The sequence below is a fragment of the Sphingomonas sp. FG14 genome, assembly GCF_057809675.1.
In genome coordinates this window covers 35,716-51,643 of the sequence record NZ_JBMDKK010000018.1, presented here as the reverse complement: position 1 = coordinate 51,643, position 15,928 = coordinate 35,716, and the positions used below count along the sequence as shown (strand labels likewise).

Here is a 15,928-nt window from a genome sequence, read left to right as displayed (position 1 = left end):
CCGCGCAGGAGATTCCCAAATGACCGACCTTTTTCAGACCGCCGAGCGCGGCGACCGTGCCGCTGCGCACATCCTTCTATCCCAACTGGCGTCAGGCGAGCCGGTCACCCGTCAACATCTCAATCGGGCGATGGTGCAGGCGTTCGGCGGAACCGATGCCGAAGGACGCTGGACGCAGCGCTCAAGCTTCGAGGTGCTAGAGCACGCACTCGCCCTTCATCTCCGTGGATCATTGGCGCCTCTGGCCAGCCTCGCCGATGTCGCCGCGCGGATTGACCTCGCGCAGCGCCTCCCCACTCAGACCGTGCGGAGCGAAGACCAGATCGAATGGCAGCAATTCTCGACTCCTGTCGACATTGCGGCCGTCGCGATTCTGCTCGCAGATGTCCGGCAGGATGACGTCATTCTCGAGCCCAGCGCCGGCAACGGTTTGCTCGTTGCACAGCTTGGGGCTCATCGATCGCTGCATCTCAACGAGCTCGATCCGATCCGCCGCGATCGCCTGCACGGCGTTTTCCCCGGCGCAACGATCACCGGCCATGATGGGGCGATTCTTGATGCTGCTCTTGGCGACGCACCGCGTCCTTCCCTGATCCTCATGAATCCGCCGTTTTCGCGGTCGCTCGGCCGCGGCGTCGATGATCTTGCGGCCGTTCGGCATCTTCAGGCTGCACTTCGCCGATTGCAGACTGGGGGCCGCCTCGTTGCCATCATGCCCGACTGGTTCGGACCGACCACCCGAATGCGCGACCACTACGAGACCGTCCTTCGCGGATCGACAGTGCAAGCCTCTGTTCGACTTGAAGGCTGCTATCTCAAACACGGCACGTCTATCGACGTGCGAATCTTCGTCATCGACAAGGTCGCCGGCAGGCTCGCACCAGAAGTCATCCAGGGTGGATCAATCGCGGAACTGCTCGACGTTCTCACCGTGACACCTCGCCTGTCCCTTGTCGCAGATCAGCCGGCACCCGCGCCGAAGCGGGGCGGAGGCATCTCGCTCTTCAGAGCGGTCAAAAGCGCCAAGCCCATGCCCCGGGCCTTTCACGCTGCCGTGCGCAACCATGTCTTGCCGGTTGCTTACACCAGGCTCGAAACCCCGGCGCCGCTGCTCGAACAGACCGGCGTCTATCTGCCCTATCGGCCAAGCCGCCTGGTTTTCGACAAAGCCGGCGAACACCCGACTGCGCTCGTCGAATCCGTTGCCATGGGATCAATCCCAGCGCCGATCCCCGATTACGTCCCTTCGCTGCCGGAGCGGACTGTCACAGAGCGTTTGCTCTCGGCCTCCCAGCTCGAAACCGTCGTTTACGCCGGCCATGCCTGGGCTCAGACGATCCCTGGGCGCTTCTCACCGGACAAGGATGGTGTCGGCCTCGTTATCTCGGAGGAGGGCCGCGGCTACCGAAAGGGTTTCTTCCTCGGGGACGGAACCGGGGCAGGCAAGGGTCGCCAAATCGCGGCCGCCATTCTTGACAACTGGCTTCAGGGGCGGCGTCGCAATATCTGGGTCACCAAGAACGCGCCCCTCCTCGAAGATGCTCGCCGTGATTGGACGGCCCTCGGCGGGCTCGCCGGTGACATTCAGCCCATATCGAACTGGAAGATCGACGAACCCATCAGGCTTGACCAGGGCGTCCTTCTGGTCACCTATCCGACCCTTCGATCGATGCGCGGGGAACATAGCCGGCTGAAGCAGATCATCGACTGGGCCGGCGCCGATTTCGACGGCGTCATCGCCTTCGACGAAGCGCACGAGATGGGCGGTGTCGCAGGAGGCGAGGGCGCACTCGGAGCCAAGGAGGGATCGCAACAGGGCATCAGCGGCGTTCGGCTCCAGAACCATCTGCCCGCCGCGCGGATCCTCTACGCCTCTGCGACGGGGGCGTCCGAGGTCAACAACCTTGCCTATGCCGTGCGGCTCGGGCTCTGGGGACCGGAGACGGCGTTCGCCAATCGCGAGCAATTCATCTCCAGCATTCGCCAGGGCGGGATCGCCGCCATGGAATTGGTCGCACGCGATCTCAAGGCGACTGGGCTCTACATGGCGCGAGCGCTGAGCTTCGCCGGTGTCGAATATGAGATCCTGCGGCACGAACTGACGCCCGCGCAGATCGAGATCTACGACACTTACGCCAATGCCTGGTCCATCATCCACCGGAACATGGAAAAAGCCCTGGAACTCACCGGCGTCGTCGATGGTCTCGAGAACACCACTTTGAATAGCGGGGCGAAGGCATCGGCCCGCTCGCGCTTCGAGTCCACCAAGCAGCGTTTCTTCGGCCAGGTGCTGCTTTCGATGAAGCTGCCAACGGTCATCGCCGCGGTCGGCGAGCATCTTATGGCGGGCCAGTCGGTGGTGCTTCAACTGGTGACGACGGCCGAGTCCATCCTCGACCGGCGATTGGGCATGCTCAGCCCGGATGAGCGCGTCGACCTCGAAATCGACCTCAGCCCTCGTGAATACGTCTAATGCTGAGCTCAACATTACACGTATTCTTTGCAGTCGCAGTTTATGTCGAGCGTGGCGGCGGGAGGCGCAGGTTTCCTTCGGTTTTCCATGATTTCACTCCAGATGATTACAGATCCTTCGACCTCAACAAGTCGAAGGAAGCTACATGCGAACAAGATTATCATTGCCGTTTCGAGCGACCGCGCTCCGGGTCGAAGACCCGCCCAGTCACGGCACCCTACTCACCGCATTCCTCTCCTCTCTGTCGCTCGACGAGAGGTCAGCCTGCGCGGTTCTGTATGGCGCTGCTGTCCGCCATTTCCTGCATTGGCTGGATCTGCATGGGATCGCGATCCGCAAGATCAGCGACCGGGCTGTTCGGCGGTTCGAGAAGCACCGGTGCCGGTGCCACCGGTATTCGGCGCAGCAGCCAGGATATAAGGCGGACATTGCAGCGCGGGTCAGACGCTTCGTCCGCTTCCTGGAAGATCAAGGCTACGTGGAAGTCGACGACGGGATTGACGATCTGCCACGGCACCTCACCGACTATTCCGATGCGATCGATCACCTGCAACTCGCACAGGGACCGGCGCAGTCCTATCGATCCGAGGCCGAGCATGTCGTGGCCTGGCTTCGCATTGCACGACGGCGGTGGATCGATATCGACGACACCATCATCGACCAGTACGCGGCACATGATTGTCGCTGTCCGGTCTGGCGTAAGCGAGGAGAGCTGGCCGCCTCGGGTATGAAGCGGCGGCGGCGCTGCGCTCGGCACTTCGTCGAGTTTCTGCGAGGTCGGGGTGTCATCCCATCGGTTGAACCGGTTGTGGACGCTGACCCGCACATGTCGGCATATCTGACATGGCTCAAGCAACATCGCGGCGCGACCGACGAGACGATCCGTCGCTACCGGTCCGACATCACGCGGCTCATGCCGATGCTGGGCGAGCCGTCGCAATGGGATGCCGCCGCTCTCAGGAGCGCATTCAACCGACGAAGCAAGGAGACGCCGGGGTCGGCATCGCTGCTCGTCACGATAATGAGGAGCTACATCCGGTTCCTGATCGTGCAGGGGGTTTGTCGTCCGGCATTGTTGCACGCGATTCCATCGGTGCAGCGCTACCGCCTTTCGACGCTGCCCCGCCACGTCGACCCGGCCACGATCGAGAAGATCGTTGCAGCCTGTCCGACAGGTCGTCCGGTGGAAGTCCGCGACAAGGCCATCATTCTCCTGCTCGCCAGGCTCGGACTGCGAGCGGGCGATGTCCGGGACATGCGGCTCGACGATATCGATTGGCGGGGCGGGTACATCCGGGTCAAGGGCAAGACGCGTCGGCCCGACCGTCTGCCGTTGCCCCAAGATGTCGGCGACGCGATCCTTGCCTACTTGGATACGGCTCGTCCCAAGGCCGTCGACCCGCATCTGTTCTTACGCGCCCAAGCCCCGTTTCGGCCGTTCCGCTCCTCCGCCGAGATCGCCGGCATTGTAGCTCGCACGCGGGAGCGCGGCGGGATCAAGGGTCTGCCAACTGGGTCACACATGTTCCGGCATTCGCTTGCCACCAGCTTGCTGCGCGCGGGCGCGGGCTTGGAGTCCGTTGGGACCATCCTGCGTCACAGCTCGCCCGAGACCACTGCCATCTACGCCAAGGTCGATTTGCCGATGCTCATGAAGATCGCGCAGCCCTGGCCCGGAGACCTGTCATGCTGAACATGCACACTTCCAGATACGTCGCTCTGCATCGCAGCCTGGGTCGCAAGTATTCCGAACAGGACCGGATGCTCCGCCAGTACGCTGCCTACGCCGAGGGTTTCGGCGATCGGCACACCCAGGTCCAGCGGATCTACGACTGGTGCCAAACGTCGAGCTCGCAGAACGTGGGCCGCCGGAGGTTCGACACCGTGCGCAACTTCAGCCTTTTCGCTCACGCCGAGGATTCAGGCCACGAAGTTCCGCCTGCCGGCGTCTTCGGCCGGGGCAAGCGAGCACGCCCTGCGCCGACCATCATTGAACCGGATCAGGTGCGGGCGATCATGACTGCAGCATTGGACGTTCCACCCCAAGGCACGATCAGCCCATACACGTACCATTACCTGTTCGGTCTGCTCGCGGCGACAGGCCTCCGGATTTCCGAGGCTCTTGCGCTACAATGCAGCGATCTGGTCGAGGATGGCCTGATCGTCCGCAACGGCAAGTTCGGTAAACAGCGGCTTGTAGCGTTGCAGCCATCGACCCGTCAGGCGCTCGAAGCATATCTCGCCACCCGGGCAAGGCTCGGCGTCATAGGCAATGACCTGTTCGTGACCATCCGGGGAAGAGCTCCCCATAAAGTGCGCGCGCACATCGTGTTCGTCAGACTGGCCCGACAGCTTGGATACCGCGGACCAACTGGAACGGCCGGGATGCGGCTACACGACTTGCGGCACACTTTCGCCGTGCGTTCCCTTGAGTCCTGCCCACCCGACAGGGAGGTGATCGCACACCACATGGCCGGACTCAGTGTCTATCTGGGGCACGCGTCGGTCGCCAACACGTATTGGTATCTCGAAGCCACTCCGGTGCTGCTGCGTGACGTCGCTGCCGCCAGCGAACAACTTCACCGGGGAGAAGTGGCATGACGGCGCTCGCTCCGCATCTCTCGGCATACCTGCGTGAACATCTGCCACGCGAACGCGCTGTCAGTCCGCACACGGTGAAGACCTATGCCGACTGCTTCGTTCTCCTCGTCCAGTTCGCTGCCGGTCGGCTGAAGCGTCGGCCGACCGATCTTGAGATCGAGGATCTCGGCCCCGACATGATCTTGGCCTTCCTCGACCATGTCGAGACCGGGCGCGGCAGTTGCGTGCGGACCCGCAATGGCAGGCTCGCCGCGATCCGGTCCTTCTTCCGGTACATCGAGTATCGGATTCCGGCCTGCCTTGATCAGGCCCTCCGCGTAAGATCTATCCCGACCAAGAAGACCGACAAGGCGCTGATCGACTATCTCGACCGGACCGAGATCAAGGCTCTGCTCGATGCTCCGGATCCCCGGACACGCCTTGGCACCCGCGATCGCGCGATGCTGCATCTGGCCTATGCTGGCGGGCTGAGGGTGTCGGAACTCGTAACCATACAGCTGCGCGATTTTCCGGACCGCTCCCTGTCCACCGTGCACATCATGGGCAAGGGTCGGCGTGAACGGGTCCTGCCGCTCTGGAAGGAGACCCAGTTCGCATTGCGCGCGTGGCTAGCGATCCGGCCCGACGCGCAAGCTGCCGAGATATTCCTCAATGCCAACGGGCAGCCCATGACCCGCGACGGATTTGCGTTCCGTTTGGCCGAGCACGTCAAGACCGCAGCAACGAAGCAGCCGTCGATCCTTGGCAAGCGGGTTACGCCGCACGTGCTGCGGCATTCCTGTGCGATGCTCACGCTCGCGGCGACCGGGGACATCCGCAAGGTCGCGTTGTGGCTTGGCCACGCCAGCATCCAGAGCACCGAGACCTATTTGCGCGCCGATCCCGAGGAGAAGCTGCAAATCCTCGCGGCTCACGGTGCCCCCGCCATCAGGCCCGGGCGCTTCAAGCCACCATCCGATGCCCTGATTACCATGCTTACCGACGTTCGAAGGCGGGCCTAGCCCATCTCCGAACAATCCGTCTGACCCTCACATTATCTGGAGTGAAATCATGGAAAACCGAAGGAAACCTGCGCCTCCCGCCGCCACGCTCGACATAAACTGCGACTGCAAAGAATATGTCATCGATTATCTCGAGCGCGCTTTCCCTACTCGCCAAATGCGCGTCTTCACCGACGACACAGGCACGCAGCGCTCCGAGCCGATGACGGACGAGACGGGTAATCCCGTCTACAATCCCGAAGCCGAAGCTGCCCGCGCGCTGATGATCGAGCATCTTTGCGCATTGCCGCCGATCATGTCGGCGCTCGACGGCATCCTGGAGCATTTCGGGCATGATCGTGTCGCGGAAGTCACTGGGCGGACAAAACGCCTAATCTCGACGGGCGACGGCCGGCAGAAGCTGGAAACCCGTTCGACCCGTACCAGTCAGGCCGAGGCCGCGGCCTTCATGCAGGGGCTGAAGCGCGTCCTCATTTTCTCGGACGCCGGCGGGACGGGGCGATCCTATCACGCATCAATGGACGTGCCGAACCAGGAGCAACGCGTCCATCTGTTGCTCGAGCCGGGCTGGCGCGCGGACCGCGCCATTCAGGGCCTTGGCCGAACCCATCGGACCCATCAGGCGAGCACGCCACTGTTCCGGCCCGTCACGACCGACTGCAAAGGCGAACTCCGCTTCACCAGCACGATTGCGAGGCGGCTCGACAGCCTCGGCGCACTCACACGGGGTCAGCGCCAGACCGGCGGTCAGAATCTCTTCGACCCGGCTGATAATCTGGAGAGCGAATATGCTTGCGCTGCGCTGGTGACGTGGTTCCACTTGCTGGTCGATGGCAAGCTCAAGAGCATCTCGCATTCGGAATTCGAGGATCGGACCGGTCTCGAGCTCTGCGACAAGGACGGCGTCCTGAAAGAGGAACTGCCGCCCATCCAGCGATGGCTAAATCGCATCCTCGCGCTTCCCATCGGCCTGCAGAACAGCATCTTCGATGAGTTTCTGTCCCTGGTCGAGACACGGGTATCGGCGGCGAGGGAGGCTGGCCGGCTCGATGTCGGTGTCGAGACGATCCTCGTCGATTCCGCCACCTTGATCGACGACACACTGCTCCGGACCGACCCGGTCAGCGGGGCGACGTCGCACTTGCTGACCATCGAGATCGCGCGGCGGCGGACCCCTGTCACCTTGGAGCGCGTGCTGCGTATCGCCGACAGCGATAGCACCGCCGTATTTCTGCTCAACGCCAAGTCGGGGATGGTCGCGCTGCAGACCCGCGCCCGAGCGCTCATGGAGGAGAAGGACGGAACGCCGATCCCGCGCTTCGAGCTGACGAGGCCGACCCGGCGGGAATATATCCGCGAGCATGAGCTCTTCGAGAGCGCCTGGAAAATAGTCGATCGGGACGCCTTCTGCGCGAAATGGCAGGCCGAAGCCGATGAAGCGGCGAACAAGGTCGACACCGAGACGATCCGCCTCGCGACCGGCTTGCTTCTGCCGATCTGGTCGGCGCTGCCCAGCGATCATCTGGTGGTCAACCGCATCGCTGACAAAGCGGGAAATAGCTGGCTCGGCCGCCTCGTTTTCGACGAGCACGTTGTCCAGCTTTTCACCAAGCTCGGCATCGATCGCGCCGAGAACCTGCCGCCCTCGGACATCATCAAATCGGCCCATTCCGGTCGAAGCGTTGATGTTGCCCGCCCATTCCCCATGACGATCCGCCGCGCGATGGTGAACCGAAATCATCGCATCGAGATAGTCGGGGCGCCGTCGGATCAGCTCGCCTGGCTGAAATCCTTGGGCTGCTTCACCGAGATCATTCAGTACCGGACACGGGTGTTCCTTCCGGTGAGCATCGCCGCCGACATCCTTGGGCGCATTCTCGCCGATCCTGGGTGAGCGCGGGTCGCCCTTGGTCAAACGACCGAGGCCGCTCTTGGGAAAGAGGGAAGGGGGAACGGGGTGGTGTCCGGGAATTGCCGGACGCCAAGAGGAGTGACCCCGGTGATCCAGACCATCAAACTCGCCAAGCTGCGGCTCTCGCCGATCAACGTCCGTACCGCACCGGACGAACAGCTTCAGATTGAACCCATGGCCGCCAGTATCGAGGCCAAGGGCGTCCTTCAGAATCTGCTCGTCACGCCCGCCAAAAAGCCGCGCGGCACCTTCGAGGTCTTCGATGGCGGACGCCGTTGGCGCGCGCTTCGCCTGCTCGCCGAGCGCGGTACGATCTCGGAAGCCGATTTCGATGTCCCCGTCATGATCCTTACCGGCGACGATGCCGAATTGTCCGAAACGTCCACGGCGACCAACTTCCATCAGCTCAAGATGACCCCCGCCGAGGAATGCCGCGCCTTTCAGCACTTCATCGGCTCGACCGGCGATCTCGATGCTGTCGCAAAGCGTTTCGGCGTGACACGTCGCTTCGTCGAGGGGCGCCTGCGCCTCGCCTCGCTGGCAGCGCCGATCTTCGACGCCTTGAGCAAAAGCGAGATCACGCTCGACATCGCCAAAGCCTATGCGTCGACCGAAAGCCACGACAAGCAGCTTCTGGTCTGGAACAGCTACCAGAATGGCCACGTAACGGCCGACACCATCCGCCGCGTCATCGCCAATGAGACGCTCAAGGCCAGCGATCCGATCGCGATTCTGGTCGGCGAGGAGCGGTATCGCGCGGCAGGCGGCAAGGTCGATGGCGACCTCTTCACCGACGGCAACGACCGCTGGAACAATCCCGAGATCGCGCACCGTCTCGCCGGCGACATCATGGAGGCCGAAGCGAGACGCATCGGTGAGGAGACGGGCCTTGCCTGGATCAGGCCGATCGCCAGCAACTACGCCCACAACGCCGCCCACGGCCTCTACCGTGCCATCCTGCAGCCGCCCGCGCTCACCGAGGAGCAATCCGCCCGCCTTGGCGAGATCGAGGCGCGCCGCGCCGAGCTCGAGGCCGAAATGCAGGACGAATCCATCTCGCCCGATGCCTACAAGGCCCTGGACCAGGAGGATGACCGACTGATCGCCGAGGCCGAGGCGATCGAGCATCGCGCGCCCGTGCTGCCAGATGAGCTGCGGCCGCATGTCGGCGCGTTTCTGCTTCTGACGCCGCAGGGCGAGATGCGTCTCGACACCCAATTTTATAGCGAGCAGGAGCTCATCGTCGAAGAACCCGACGCGATCGATGATGCGGGCGGCGGAAATCCCGGCGAACCCGACGAGGGCGGGGCGGGCAGGTTTCGCGTCGGCGTGAAGGATTCGCCCGAGCCAGCTCGCCGACCCGAAGCTGTGGCACCTGGCGGCAAGCCGCTCAGCAATCGGCTCTACGACGAGCTTGCCATACAACGCCGCGATATTCTCGCATCCTGTCTGCTCGCTCAGCCGGCGCTCGCGCTCGATTACGCGCTGTTCGTCATGATCGACGCCCGGGTTTTCGCCGGCGGCGGTTCTGCCGACGAGATCGTTCAATATGGCACCACCATCTGCGCTGATGCCCCGCAGGATCCCGTCACGGCGGATTTGCCCGGCTCACGCGCCCGGTCCTACCTGGCCGAAGCGCATGATGGCCTTGATGCCGGATGGTGCGACCACGATCACGAAATCGATCGGTTCGAAGGGTTTCGCGCGCTCGATGACGACAGCAAGGCGCAGTGGCTGGCCTATATCGTTGCCATGTCGATCGAGGCCAAGCCGCGCGGGGCCAGCGGCCAGGTCGCGATCCACAATCGATTGGCCTCGATCCTCGAGATCGACGTTGCGAGCTGGTGGCGTCCGACCGCGGAAAACTTCTTCGATCGGGTCAACAAGGGCAGCATTTTGAGCCTGCTTCATGACGTCGGCGGCGGCGCGCTGACGGCTCGGCACGCCACCCTGAAGAAGGCGGAGATCTCGGAGAGCTGTGAAAAACTCTTCGCCGGGGCGGCCATTGTCGAGCCCGAGACGAAGGACGCTGTGCTCGCATGGGTGCCGGACGCGATGCGCTTTGGTGCTGCGGCCCCGTGCCCGACCGATCGTCTCGGTGGCGAGCCGGATCGCTCTGCGTTGTCGGATGATCACATGGCGGAAGGCGCTTCGGTCGCGGACGATACGGTGATCGAGCCGGTCGAAGCCTGACCCAGCAGGACAGGGGGGCGGTCGGCGCCACTTGCGCGATCGTCCCCTCCCGCACGCTTGCCTCTCCCGAACCCCATCGTCATCCCGCTGGAGCATCAGCCATGCCTGCGAAAGCCCGTCCGAGCCGCGACGTCGCGGCCGAAATCACCAACCTCATCATCAGAAAGCTGGAAGAAGGCGTCCCGCCCTGGACTCGGCCCTGGCGGGTTGCCGGCGCCGGTGGCCGTCCGCTCCGACACTGCGGCACGCCCTATACCGGGATCAACACGGTCTATCTTTGGGCGATCGCAGACGCGAACGGCTATCGCTCGCGCTACTGGATGACGTATCGCCAGGCCGAAGCGCTCGGCGGCCATGTTCGCCGGGGGGAGCACGGCTCGCTCTCGGTCTATTATTCGAGCTTCAAAAAGACCGAGTCGGACCGGGTGACCGGTGCCGAGAGCGAACGCAGCATTCGTTTCCTTCGCCATTATCTCGTGTTCAACGCCGATCAGATCGATGGGCTGCCCGCCTATTTCTATCCGGACGACGCGACCCCTGCGCCGATCGATCCATCTGCGCGGCAAGCTGCCATCGACGAGTTCTTCGATCATGTGCCGGCAGATGTTCGACATGGCGGCGATCGCGCCTTCTTCCACCCGACATTTGATTTCATCCAGATGCCGCACCGGCGGTCATTCACAACGATGGATCATTACGCCTCGGTGAGGGCACACGAGACCGTTCATTGGTCAGGCGGCAGCTCGCGCCTTGCCCGGACCTTCGGCAAGCGGTTCGGCGACAAAGCTTATAGTTTCGAGGAGCTTGTGGCTGAGATCGGAAGCGGCCTGATTTGCGCGCATTTGGATCTGCCGAACGAACTGCACGACAATCATGCGAGCTACGTCGCCCACTGGCTCGGCATTTTGCGCGCGGACAAGACCGCAATCATTCACGCCGCCTCGAAAGCTGAGCAGGCCTTCAACTACCTTCTGGCGTTTGGCGACAGCGACGACACGGCGTCATCGGCCGAGGGGGTCAGGCAGATCCTCGAGGCGGCCTGACCGCCGCTAATCCGAATTTTCCCCGACATCACAGGAGATACCGATGGGCTGGCTCACCATGTCCCGTTTCCACATGGGCGGACACAAGACCGCCAAGGATTATCTGGACGCGCAATTCACCTATAGCCGCGAGGCGGACGGGACGATCAAGGGACTGAAGGTGCTCGCCTCATCCTGCCCCCAGAATCGCACCTATTATGCTGCGGCTCAGGTGATGATCGACGGCGTCGGCAAGGAGGTTTTCGCGATCGTCTGCAAGGTGATGTGGAATCCCAAAAGCAAGTCCGGCGAGCATTTCGGCTACAAGGATATGGACGAATCTGTCGGCCCCTATGAGGATAGCTGTCCCCGCCACATTCTCGACCTTCTGACCCCGACCGACCGGGAGCACGCCCTCGACTGGCGCGCGCGGTGCCGTGCCAACCTGGCCCGCCGATCGCGCAAGATCGAGGACGGCGACCGGATCAAACTGGCCCAGGCGCTGACCTTCTCCGATGGTCATGTGGGTGACGAATTTATCGTCGTGAAGCGCGGCCGCCGCCTGAGTTTCCGCGATCCCGCGACTCGCTGCGGCTATGCGATCAGCCGGTTCATGGAGCGCGACTGGACGATCCTGCCGGTCACTAAGGTTCACAAGACGATCTTTGCATGAGTGCGTCAGCCAGTATCATTCCCGCAGCAGGGAGAAGCCATCATGTTTGCCGCGTGTCTTGAATTGTCGCCCAAGCGTCTGCAGCTTTGCAGCCGCGAGAACGCCAATCGCGTCGCAGGTCGCCTATTCGACGAGCGGCCGGGTAGGCTGTCGATCGTCCGCACTGGCGATCCGCTGCAACCATTCCGGGTCTGCACGACGCCGGCGGCCGATGATCATGTCGAGGTGGAGATGACATTTTGATCCGGATCGCGGCGGCCATCATCCTCGCGGGCGGAGCCGCTCTCACATCGCCCTCATGGTCTCAGAGTTTCGACGCGAAGGCGCGGGCGCTCGATGGCGATACCGTGGCCGTCGATTTCCGGTTGCTTGGGGTCGACGCATTCGAGCGCGGGCAGCTCTGTCGGCGCGCCTCGGGATGTTGGCAGTGTGGGAAGGCCGCACAGGATTTCGCCGCGAACGCCCTGCGTTCCAAGGCCGCGACGATCCGGCTCGTGTCTTCGTCTTCTTATGGCCGCCCCGTTGCGGTCGTTACAGTCGACGGCGCGGATTTGGGAGAGCGTCTTATCCGCGCGGGTCTCGCGACCCCGCAGGCGAGTTATCTCAGAGACGATCCCGCTCGCCTGCGCGCATATAATGCGGCCTTCGCTTCGGCCAGGAGGCAAAGGGCAGGGGCCTTTGCCGGAGACTGGATCGAACCGTCGCGCTGGCGGCACGGGAACCGCCTGAGCTGCGAGCGCTGATGGTCAGGCCGACAAAGTCGGGTCGGCCCACCAAGATGGTCCCTGCTCGAAATTTCCGTCCATCCTGACCAACGGCCCATCGGGCGCGTCGGCCACATAGGGGTTCACGAGCGGCATCACCGTCTCCTTCAGGCGCTTCTGTTCGCCTGCGATGCGCCCGCGCCGCTCCAGCAGATCCTCCAGCCATTCAAGATCGTCGAGCATCGACACCACGCCGCGGCCGGCGAGGCAGAAATAGATGCAGCGCTGAAAATCGTCGGCACCATCATTGCCCAGGATCTCCGCCAGCTTCAGCTTGCCCGCCGAAACCCCTTCATGCACCCAGCTTACCGCCTCGCGCAGCTCCCGCACCGAATAGTAGGCGTCCTCGACATGAATGCCGATCGCCGCATTGGCGATCATCCGACGGGTCGGCCGGTTCTCCATATCCAGCGCCGCATCCCGCAGCGTTATGTCGAGATCGAACAGGTGTCGGATGCTGGGCGTCGTCATGGCAAATCTCCTACTCATTAGAACGTAACGTGAACATGCGCGACCGTCAATTGTCCGCGTGCTTCCGTTGCGAGCGGAGCGCGCATCATGCCCATCAACGTCATCGTCGGCCTTCCGCACCTGAACGATGGGCCGATCCTTCAGCGGGCACGCGCGCTTGGCCGGACCGCGCTCATCTCGGCGAACGCGCTTTCACGTTGGTCCGAAAAGCGCGGCTGGCGGGAATGGACCGGATGGCGCCTGGGGCAACTCCAGAATGCACGGGGTTTGTCCGGCCTCTGCCTGGACTCCGCAGGCTTCGTCGCGACTGCGCGCTATGGTGGCTTCCCGTGGTCCCTGTCGGACTATGTATCGCTCGCGGCGGCCTATCCATTCCAATGGTGGGCAAGTGCCGATTACTGCGTCGAGGCTGAGATCGCGCGAGATCGCGACGAAGTCTTCGACCGCCTGTCGCGCACCATCCGCGCCAATCGCGACTGCCGCATCCTGGGCGAGGATGCCGGAATAGCCGACAGACTGATGCCTGTGATCCAGGGCCGGCGACCATCCGACTATGAGCGCTGTGTCGATGCGCTCTGGGGTTCGCTCCGCCCCGGCGCATTGATCGGTGTCGGAAGCATGTGCCGGCGCGATATTCACGGACCGGAAGGCCTGATCGCGGTCATCGACCATCTCGATCAGATTCTTCCGGCCGGTGTTCTGCTCCACGCATTCGGCGTCAAGGGCACGGCACTGCCCTTCCTTCTGCCTTTCGCACACCGGGTCGCGTCGATCGACAGCCAGGCCTATGGCGTCGGTGCGCGTCGGGCAGCCCTGAAGGCGGGGATCTCCAAGACCGATCGCGTCGTGGCCGATTACATGGAGCAATGGCTCGCCGGTCAGTACCACCGACTAACCGAGCGGCCGCGCCGCCTTCCGCAGCAACGGCCTGCTGACGCAGATCCTCCGCCGATCGATCCCTGGGAGGCCGCAATCGCGCAGGCCCGTACCGAAATCCGCGATCTCATCGAGTCCGGCGATCTTGATCATGATGAGATGTTCGAGCCGTGGCTCGAGCAATGGGCGGCCGACATCTTCCATGACCAGACGGCGGAGCGGTGAAAGGGGAGGGGGAGTGGAAGGGTGAGCATCAGGCTCACCGAAAGGGTGCGCGTCGCGAGCAAGCGCGTGCACCGCCATTCTCACTAGGAGAACCGCCTTGACCGCATCGCACCCTGTCGGGACCGCCATGGTCCCGCTCGCCCGGATTGCCGTGGGCTATAATCCGCGCCGCTATTTCGACCGGAAGAAGCATGACGAACTCGTCGCCTCCCTGCGTTTGCGAGGCATGCTGCAGCCGATGCTGGTTCGGCCCGCTGCCGACCTGCCGGAGCATTTCACGATCGTCGCGGGCGGTCGCCGCTACCGGGCCGCAATGGAAGCCTTCGGCGAAAACGCCGAGGTGCCGGTCCTGATCCGGGAGATGACCGACCAGGAGGCGCTCGACGCGGCGATTGCCGAAAACGACGATCGCGATGATCCTTCCGAGACCGAGCAGGCGGACGCGGCCGTTCGCTATCTCGCGGCGTGCCAAGGCGACCGGGCTGAAGCTGCACGGCGGCTTGGCTGGTCCCGCGCAAAGCTGGACCGCCGGCTCGCGCTCGCCGACCTTTCCGAGACCGTCAAAACCGCGCTCGACGAGCGCCGGATCAAGGTCGGACACGCCGAATTGCTCGCCGCCGTTCCCGCCGACAAGCAGGACAAGGCGCTCGAGACGATCATCGCGGCCGGCCTTGACATCGCAAAGACCCGCGATCTTCTCATGAAGGTCACGCAGCGCCTCGCCGATGCCCTGTTCGACAAAACGGAATGCACCACCTGTCCGTTCAATTCAGGGACGCAGCGCGCCCTGTTCGACACCCATGTCGACGATGGCCACTGCACCAACGCTACCTGCTTCCAGCTAAAGACCGAGGCGGTCGAAGCTGCACGCCGTGATGCGGAGGCGGCCGCCGAGGCCGAGGACGCCGCCGCAGCGATCGAACACGATGACGGCGATGATGACGCTCTCGCCGACGATGGCGACGAAAACGAGGACGGCGGTGAGATCGGCGGTCTGACCGATGACGCAGCGCCTTCAGCACCTCTGGTCGGTCGCGGAACCGTCGTGCGCAAGGTTTCCACCAGCACCGGGCCCAGTGTTACCGCAAAGTCCATCGCAGGCCGCACGACCGACCTGCGGGAGGCGACATGGCGCACGGCGCTCGCCCGCGGGCTGGCCGACGATCCTTTGAACGCCCAGGCGGCGATCCTCGTGGCAGCGCTGACCGGCACGCTTTCGCACATCAAGTCAGGCACTTTGACCTCGCGCGCTGCACTGCTGGTCGACGCCGCGTTCCCCGATCGCGGTTTCAAGGAAAAGATCGCAGAGATCCGCGAGCTATCGGAGGTTCAGGCCACCACGGTGCTGGCTGCGATCGGGGCAGCATATGCCCGGGACGTCCAGTCGTTCGCGCACGTCGCCGATCTCGCCGGCGCCTTCGGCATCGACATCCGGACAGTCTGGCAGGTCGATCGCGCTTTTCTCGAACGATACACGAAGGACGAGCTCAAGTTCATTGCCGCCGAGAGCGGCCTGGTCGCGCACATGGGCGAGAAGGCATTCGCAAAGTTGCTCGGCGCCAAGAAGGGCGACCTGATCTCCGGCATGTTGAATGCTGTCGGGTTCGATTGGGCTGGCCGGGTGCCAAGCGCGATGGCCCTCGATGGCCGCTATGCGCCGCCCAATTCGCTTCCGCCCGCCAAGGCCGACGAGGTTGTCACCGAACTGGCCGCCTGA

At 63.5% G+C, this 15,928-nt stretch carries 13 protein-coding genes; 12 read left to right on the top strand and 1 reads right to left on the bottom strand.

The annotated features are described in order from the left end of the window. The first annotated feature begins 19 nt into the window (after window positions 1–19). The 10 genes from ACODTA_RS25855 (at window position 20) to ACODTA_RS25810 (ending at window position 12,618) form a co-directional block, all read left to right on the top strand. On the top strand, window positions 20–2,473 hold the full coding sequence (locus ACODTA_RS25855) for a strawberry notch-like NTP hydrolase domain-containing protein (protein ID WP_489070040.1): 2,454 nt from the start codon (window positions 20–22) through the stop codon (window positions 2,471–2,473). A 145-nt stretch (window positions 2,474–2,618) separates the two neighbouring features. Further along, window positions 2,619–4,166: a tyrosine-type recombinase/integrase gene (locus ACODTA_RS25850; protein WP_489070038.1), complete on the top strand. Its 1,548-nt coding sequence runs from the start codon at window positions 2,619–2,621 to the stop codon at window positions 4,164–4,166. Then, complete coding sequence (locus ACODTA_RS25845; protein WP_489070036.1) at window positions 4,160–5,074, top strand: tyrosine-type recombinase/integrase; 915 nt, start codon at window positions 4,160–4,162, stop codon at window positions 5,072–5,074. Before ACODTA_RS25850 ends, ACODTA_RS25845 begins: the two co-directional genes overlap by 7 nt. After that, the gene (locus tag ACODTA_RS25840; RefSeq protein ID WP_489070034.1) at window positions 5,071–6,075 is read left to right on the top strand and encodes a tyrosine-type recombinase/integrase; all 1,005 of its coding nucleotides are present in this window, start codon (window positions 5,071–5,073) and stop codon (window positions 6,073–6,075) included. Before ACODTA_RS25845 ends, ACODTA_RS25840 begins: the two co-directional genes overlap by 4 nt. A gap of 202 nt (window positions 6,076–6,277) precedes the next feature. Beyond that, window positions 6,278–7,969, top strand: coding sequence for a strawberry notch C-terminal domain-containing protein (locus ACODTA_RS25835; RefSeq protein ID WP_366017764.1), 1,692 nt, complete (start codon window positions 6,278–6,280; stop codon window positions 7,967–7,969). A 105-nt stretch (window positions 7,970–8,074) separates the two neighbouring features. Beyond that, complete coding sequence (locus ACODTA_RS25830) at window positions 8,075–10,180, top strand: ParB/RepB/Spo0J family partition protein (protein WP_037505400.1); 2,106 nt, start codon at window positions 8,075–8,077, stop codon at window positions 10,178–10,180. 101 nt (window positions 10,181–10,281) lie between these two features. Then, window positions 10,282–11,223 carry an ArdC family protein gene (locus ACODTA_RS25825; protein WP_030090556.1) on the top strand — a complete coding sequence of 314 codons (942 nt, stop codon included), beginning with the start codon at window positions 10,282–10,284 and terminating at the stop codon, window positions 11,221–11,223. Window positions 11,224–11,266: 43 nt separating this feature from the next. Further along, a complete protein-coding gene (locus ACODTA_RS25820; RefSeq protein WP_062787886.1) occupies window positions 11,267–11,875 on the top strand; it encodes a DUF6927 domain-containing protein in 609 nt (202 codons plus the stop codon). 42 nt (window positions 11,876–11,917) lie between these two features. Continuing rightward, window positions 11,918–12,118 carry a hypothetical protein gene (locus ACODTA_RS25815; RefSeq protein ID WP_030090560.1) on the top strand — a complete coding sequence of 67 codons (201 nt, stop codon included), beginning with the start codon at window positions 11,918–11,920 and terminating at the stop codon, window positions 12,116–12,118. Continuing rightward, complete coding sequence (locus ACODTA_RS25810; RefSeq protein WP_369805560.1) at window positions 12,118–12,618, top strand: thermonuclease family protein; 501 nt, start codon at window positions 12,118–12,120, stop codon at window positions 12,616–12,618. The genes ACODTA_RS25815 and ACODTA_RS25810 overlap by 1 nt, the downstream gene beginning before the upstream one ends. Window positions 12,619–12,621: 3 nt before the next feature. On the opposite strand, the gene ACODTA_RS25805 is transcribed toward ACODTA_RS25810, so the two are convergent. Beyond that, the gene (locus ACODTA_RS25805) at window positions 12,622–13,110 is read right to left on the bottom strand and encodes a hypothetical protein (protein WP_030090562.1); all 489 of its coding nucleotides are present in this window, start codon (window positions 13,108–13,110) and stop codon (window positions 12,622–12,624) included. Between the two features lie 87 nt (window positions 13,111–13,197). Here ACODTA_RS25805 and ACODTA_RS25800 point away from each other — a divergent pair, with 87 nt between their 5' ends. Both ACODTA_RS25800 and ACODTA_RS25795 read left to right on the top strand, forming a co-directional pair. Beyond that, window positions 13,198–14,211 (top strand): deazapurine DNA modification protein DpdA family protein, encoded by a 1,014-nt coding sequence (locus ACODTA_RS25800; RefSeq protein WP_062787883.1) that lies wholly within the window; start codon window positions 13,198–13,200, stop codon window positions 14,209–14,211. A 97-nt stretch (window positions 14,212–14,308) separates the two neighbouring features. Continuing rightward, window positions 14,309–15,928, top strand: a complete 1,620-nt coding sequence (locus ACODTA_RS25795; RefSeq protein WP_371421310.1) for a PRTRC system ParB family protein — start codon at window positions 14,309–14,311, stop codon at window positions 15,926–15,928.

Bases quoted from the DNA above. Each gene is read 5' to 3' on its own strand.
- ACODTA_RS25805 (WP_030090562.1), bottom strand. From the start codon at position 13,110: ATGACGACGCCCAGCATCCGACACCTGTTCGATCTCGACATAACGCTG.
- ACODTA_RS25850 (WP_489070038.1), top strand. From the start codon at position 2,619: ATGCGAACAAGATTATCATTGCCGTTTCGAGCGACCGCGCTCCGGGTC.
- ACODTA_RS25845 (WP_489070036.1), top strand. From the start codon at position 4,160: ATGCTGAACATGCACACTTCCAGATACGTCGCTCTGCATCGCAGCCTG.
- ACODTA_RS25855 (WP_489070040.1), top strand. From the start codon at position 20: ATGACCGACCTTTTTCAGACCGCCGAGCGCGGCGACCGTGCCGCTGCG.
- ACODTA_RS25820 (WP_062787886.1), top strand. From the start codon at position 11,267: ATGGGCTGGCTCACCATGTCCCGTTTCCACATGGGCGGACACAAGACC.
- ACODTA_RS25825 (WP_030090556.1), top strand. From the start codon at position 10,282: ATGCCTGCGAAAGCCCGTCCGAGCCGCGACGTCGCGGCCGAAATCACC.
- ACODTA_RS25835 (WP_366017764.1), top strand. From the start codon at position 6,278: ATGACGGACGAGACGGGTAATCCCGTCTACAATCCCGAAGCCGAAGCT.
- ACODTA_RS25800 (WP_062787883.1), top strand. From the start codon at position 13,198: ATGCCCATCAACGTCATCGTCGGCCTTCCGCACCTGAACGATGGGCCG.
- ACODTA_RS25840 (WP_489070034.1), top strand. From the start codon at position 5,071: ATGACGGCGCTCGCTCCGCATCTCTCGGCATACCTGCGTGAACATCTG.
- ACODTA_RS25815 (WP_030090560.1), top strand. From the start codon at position 11,918: ATGTTTGCCGCGTGTCTTGAATTGTCGCCCAAGCGTCTGCAGCTTTGC.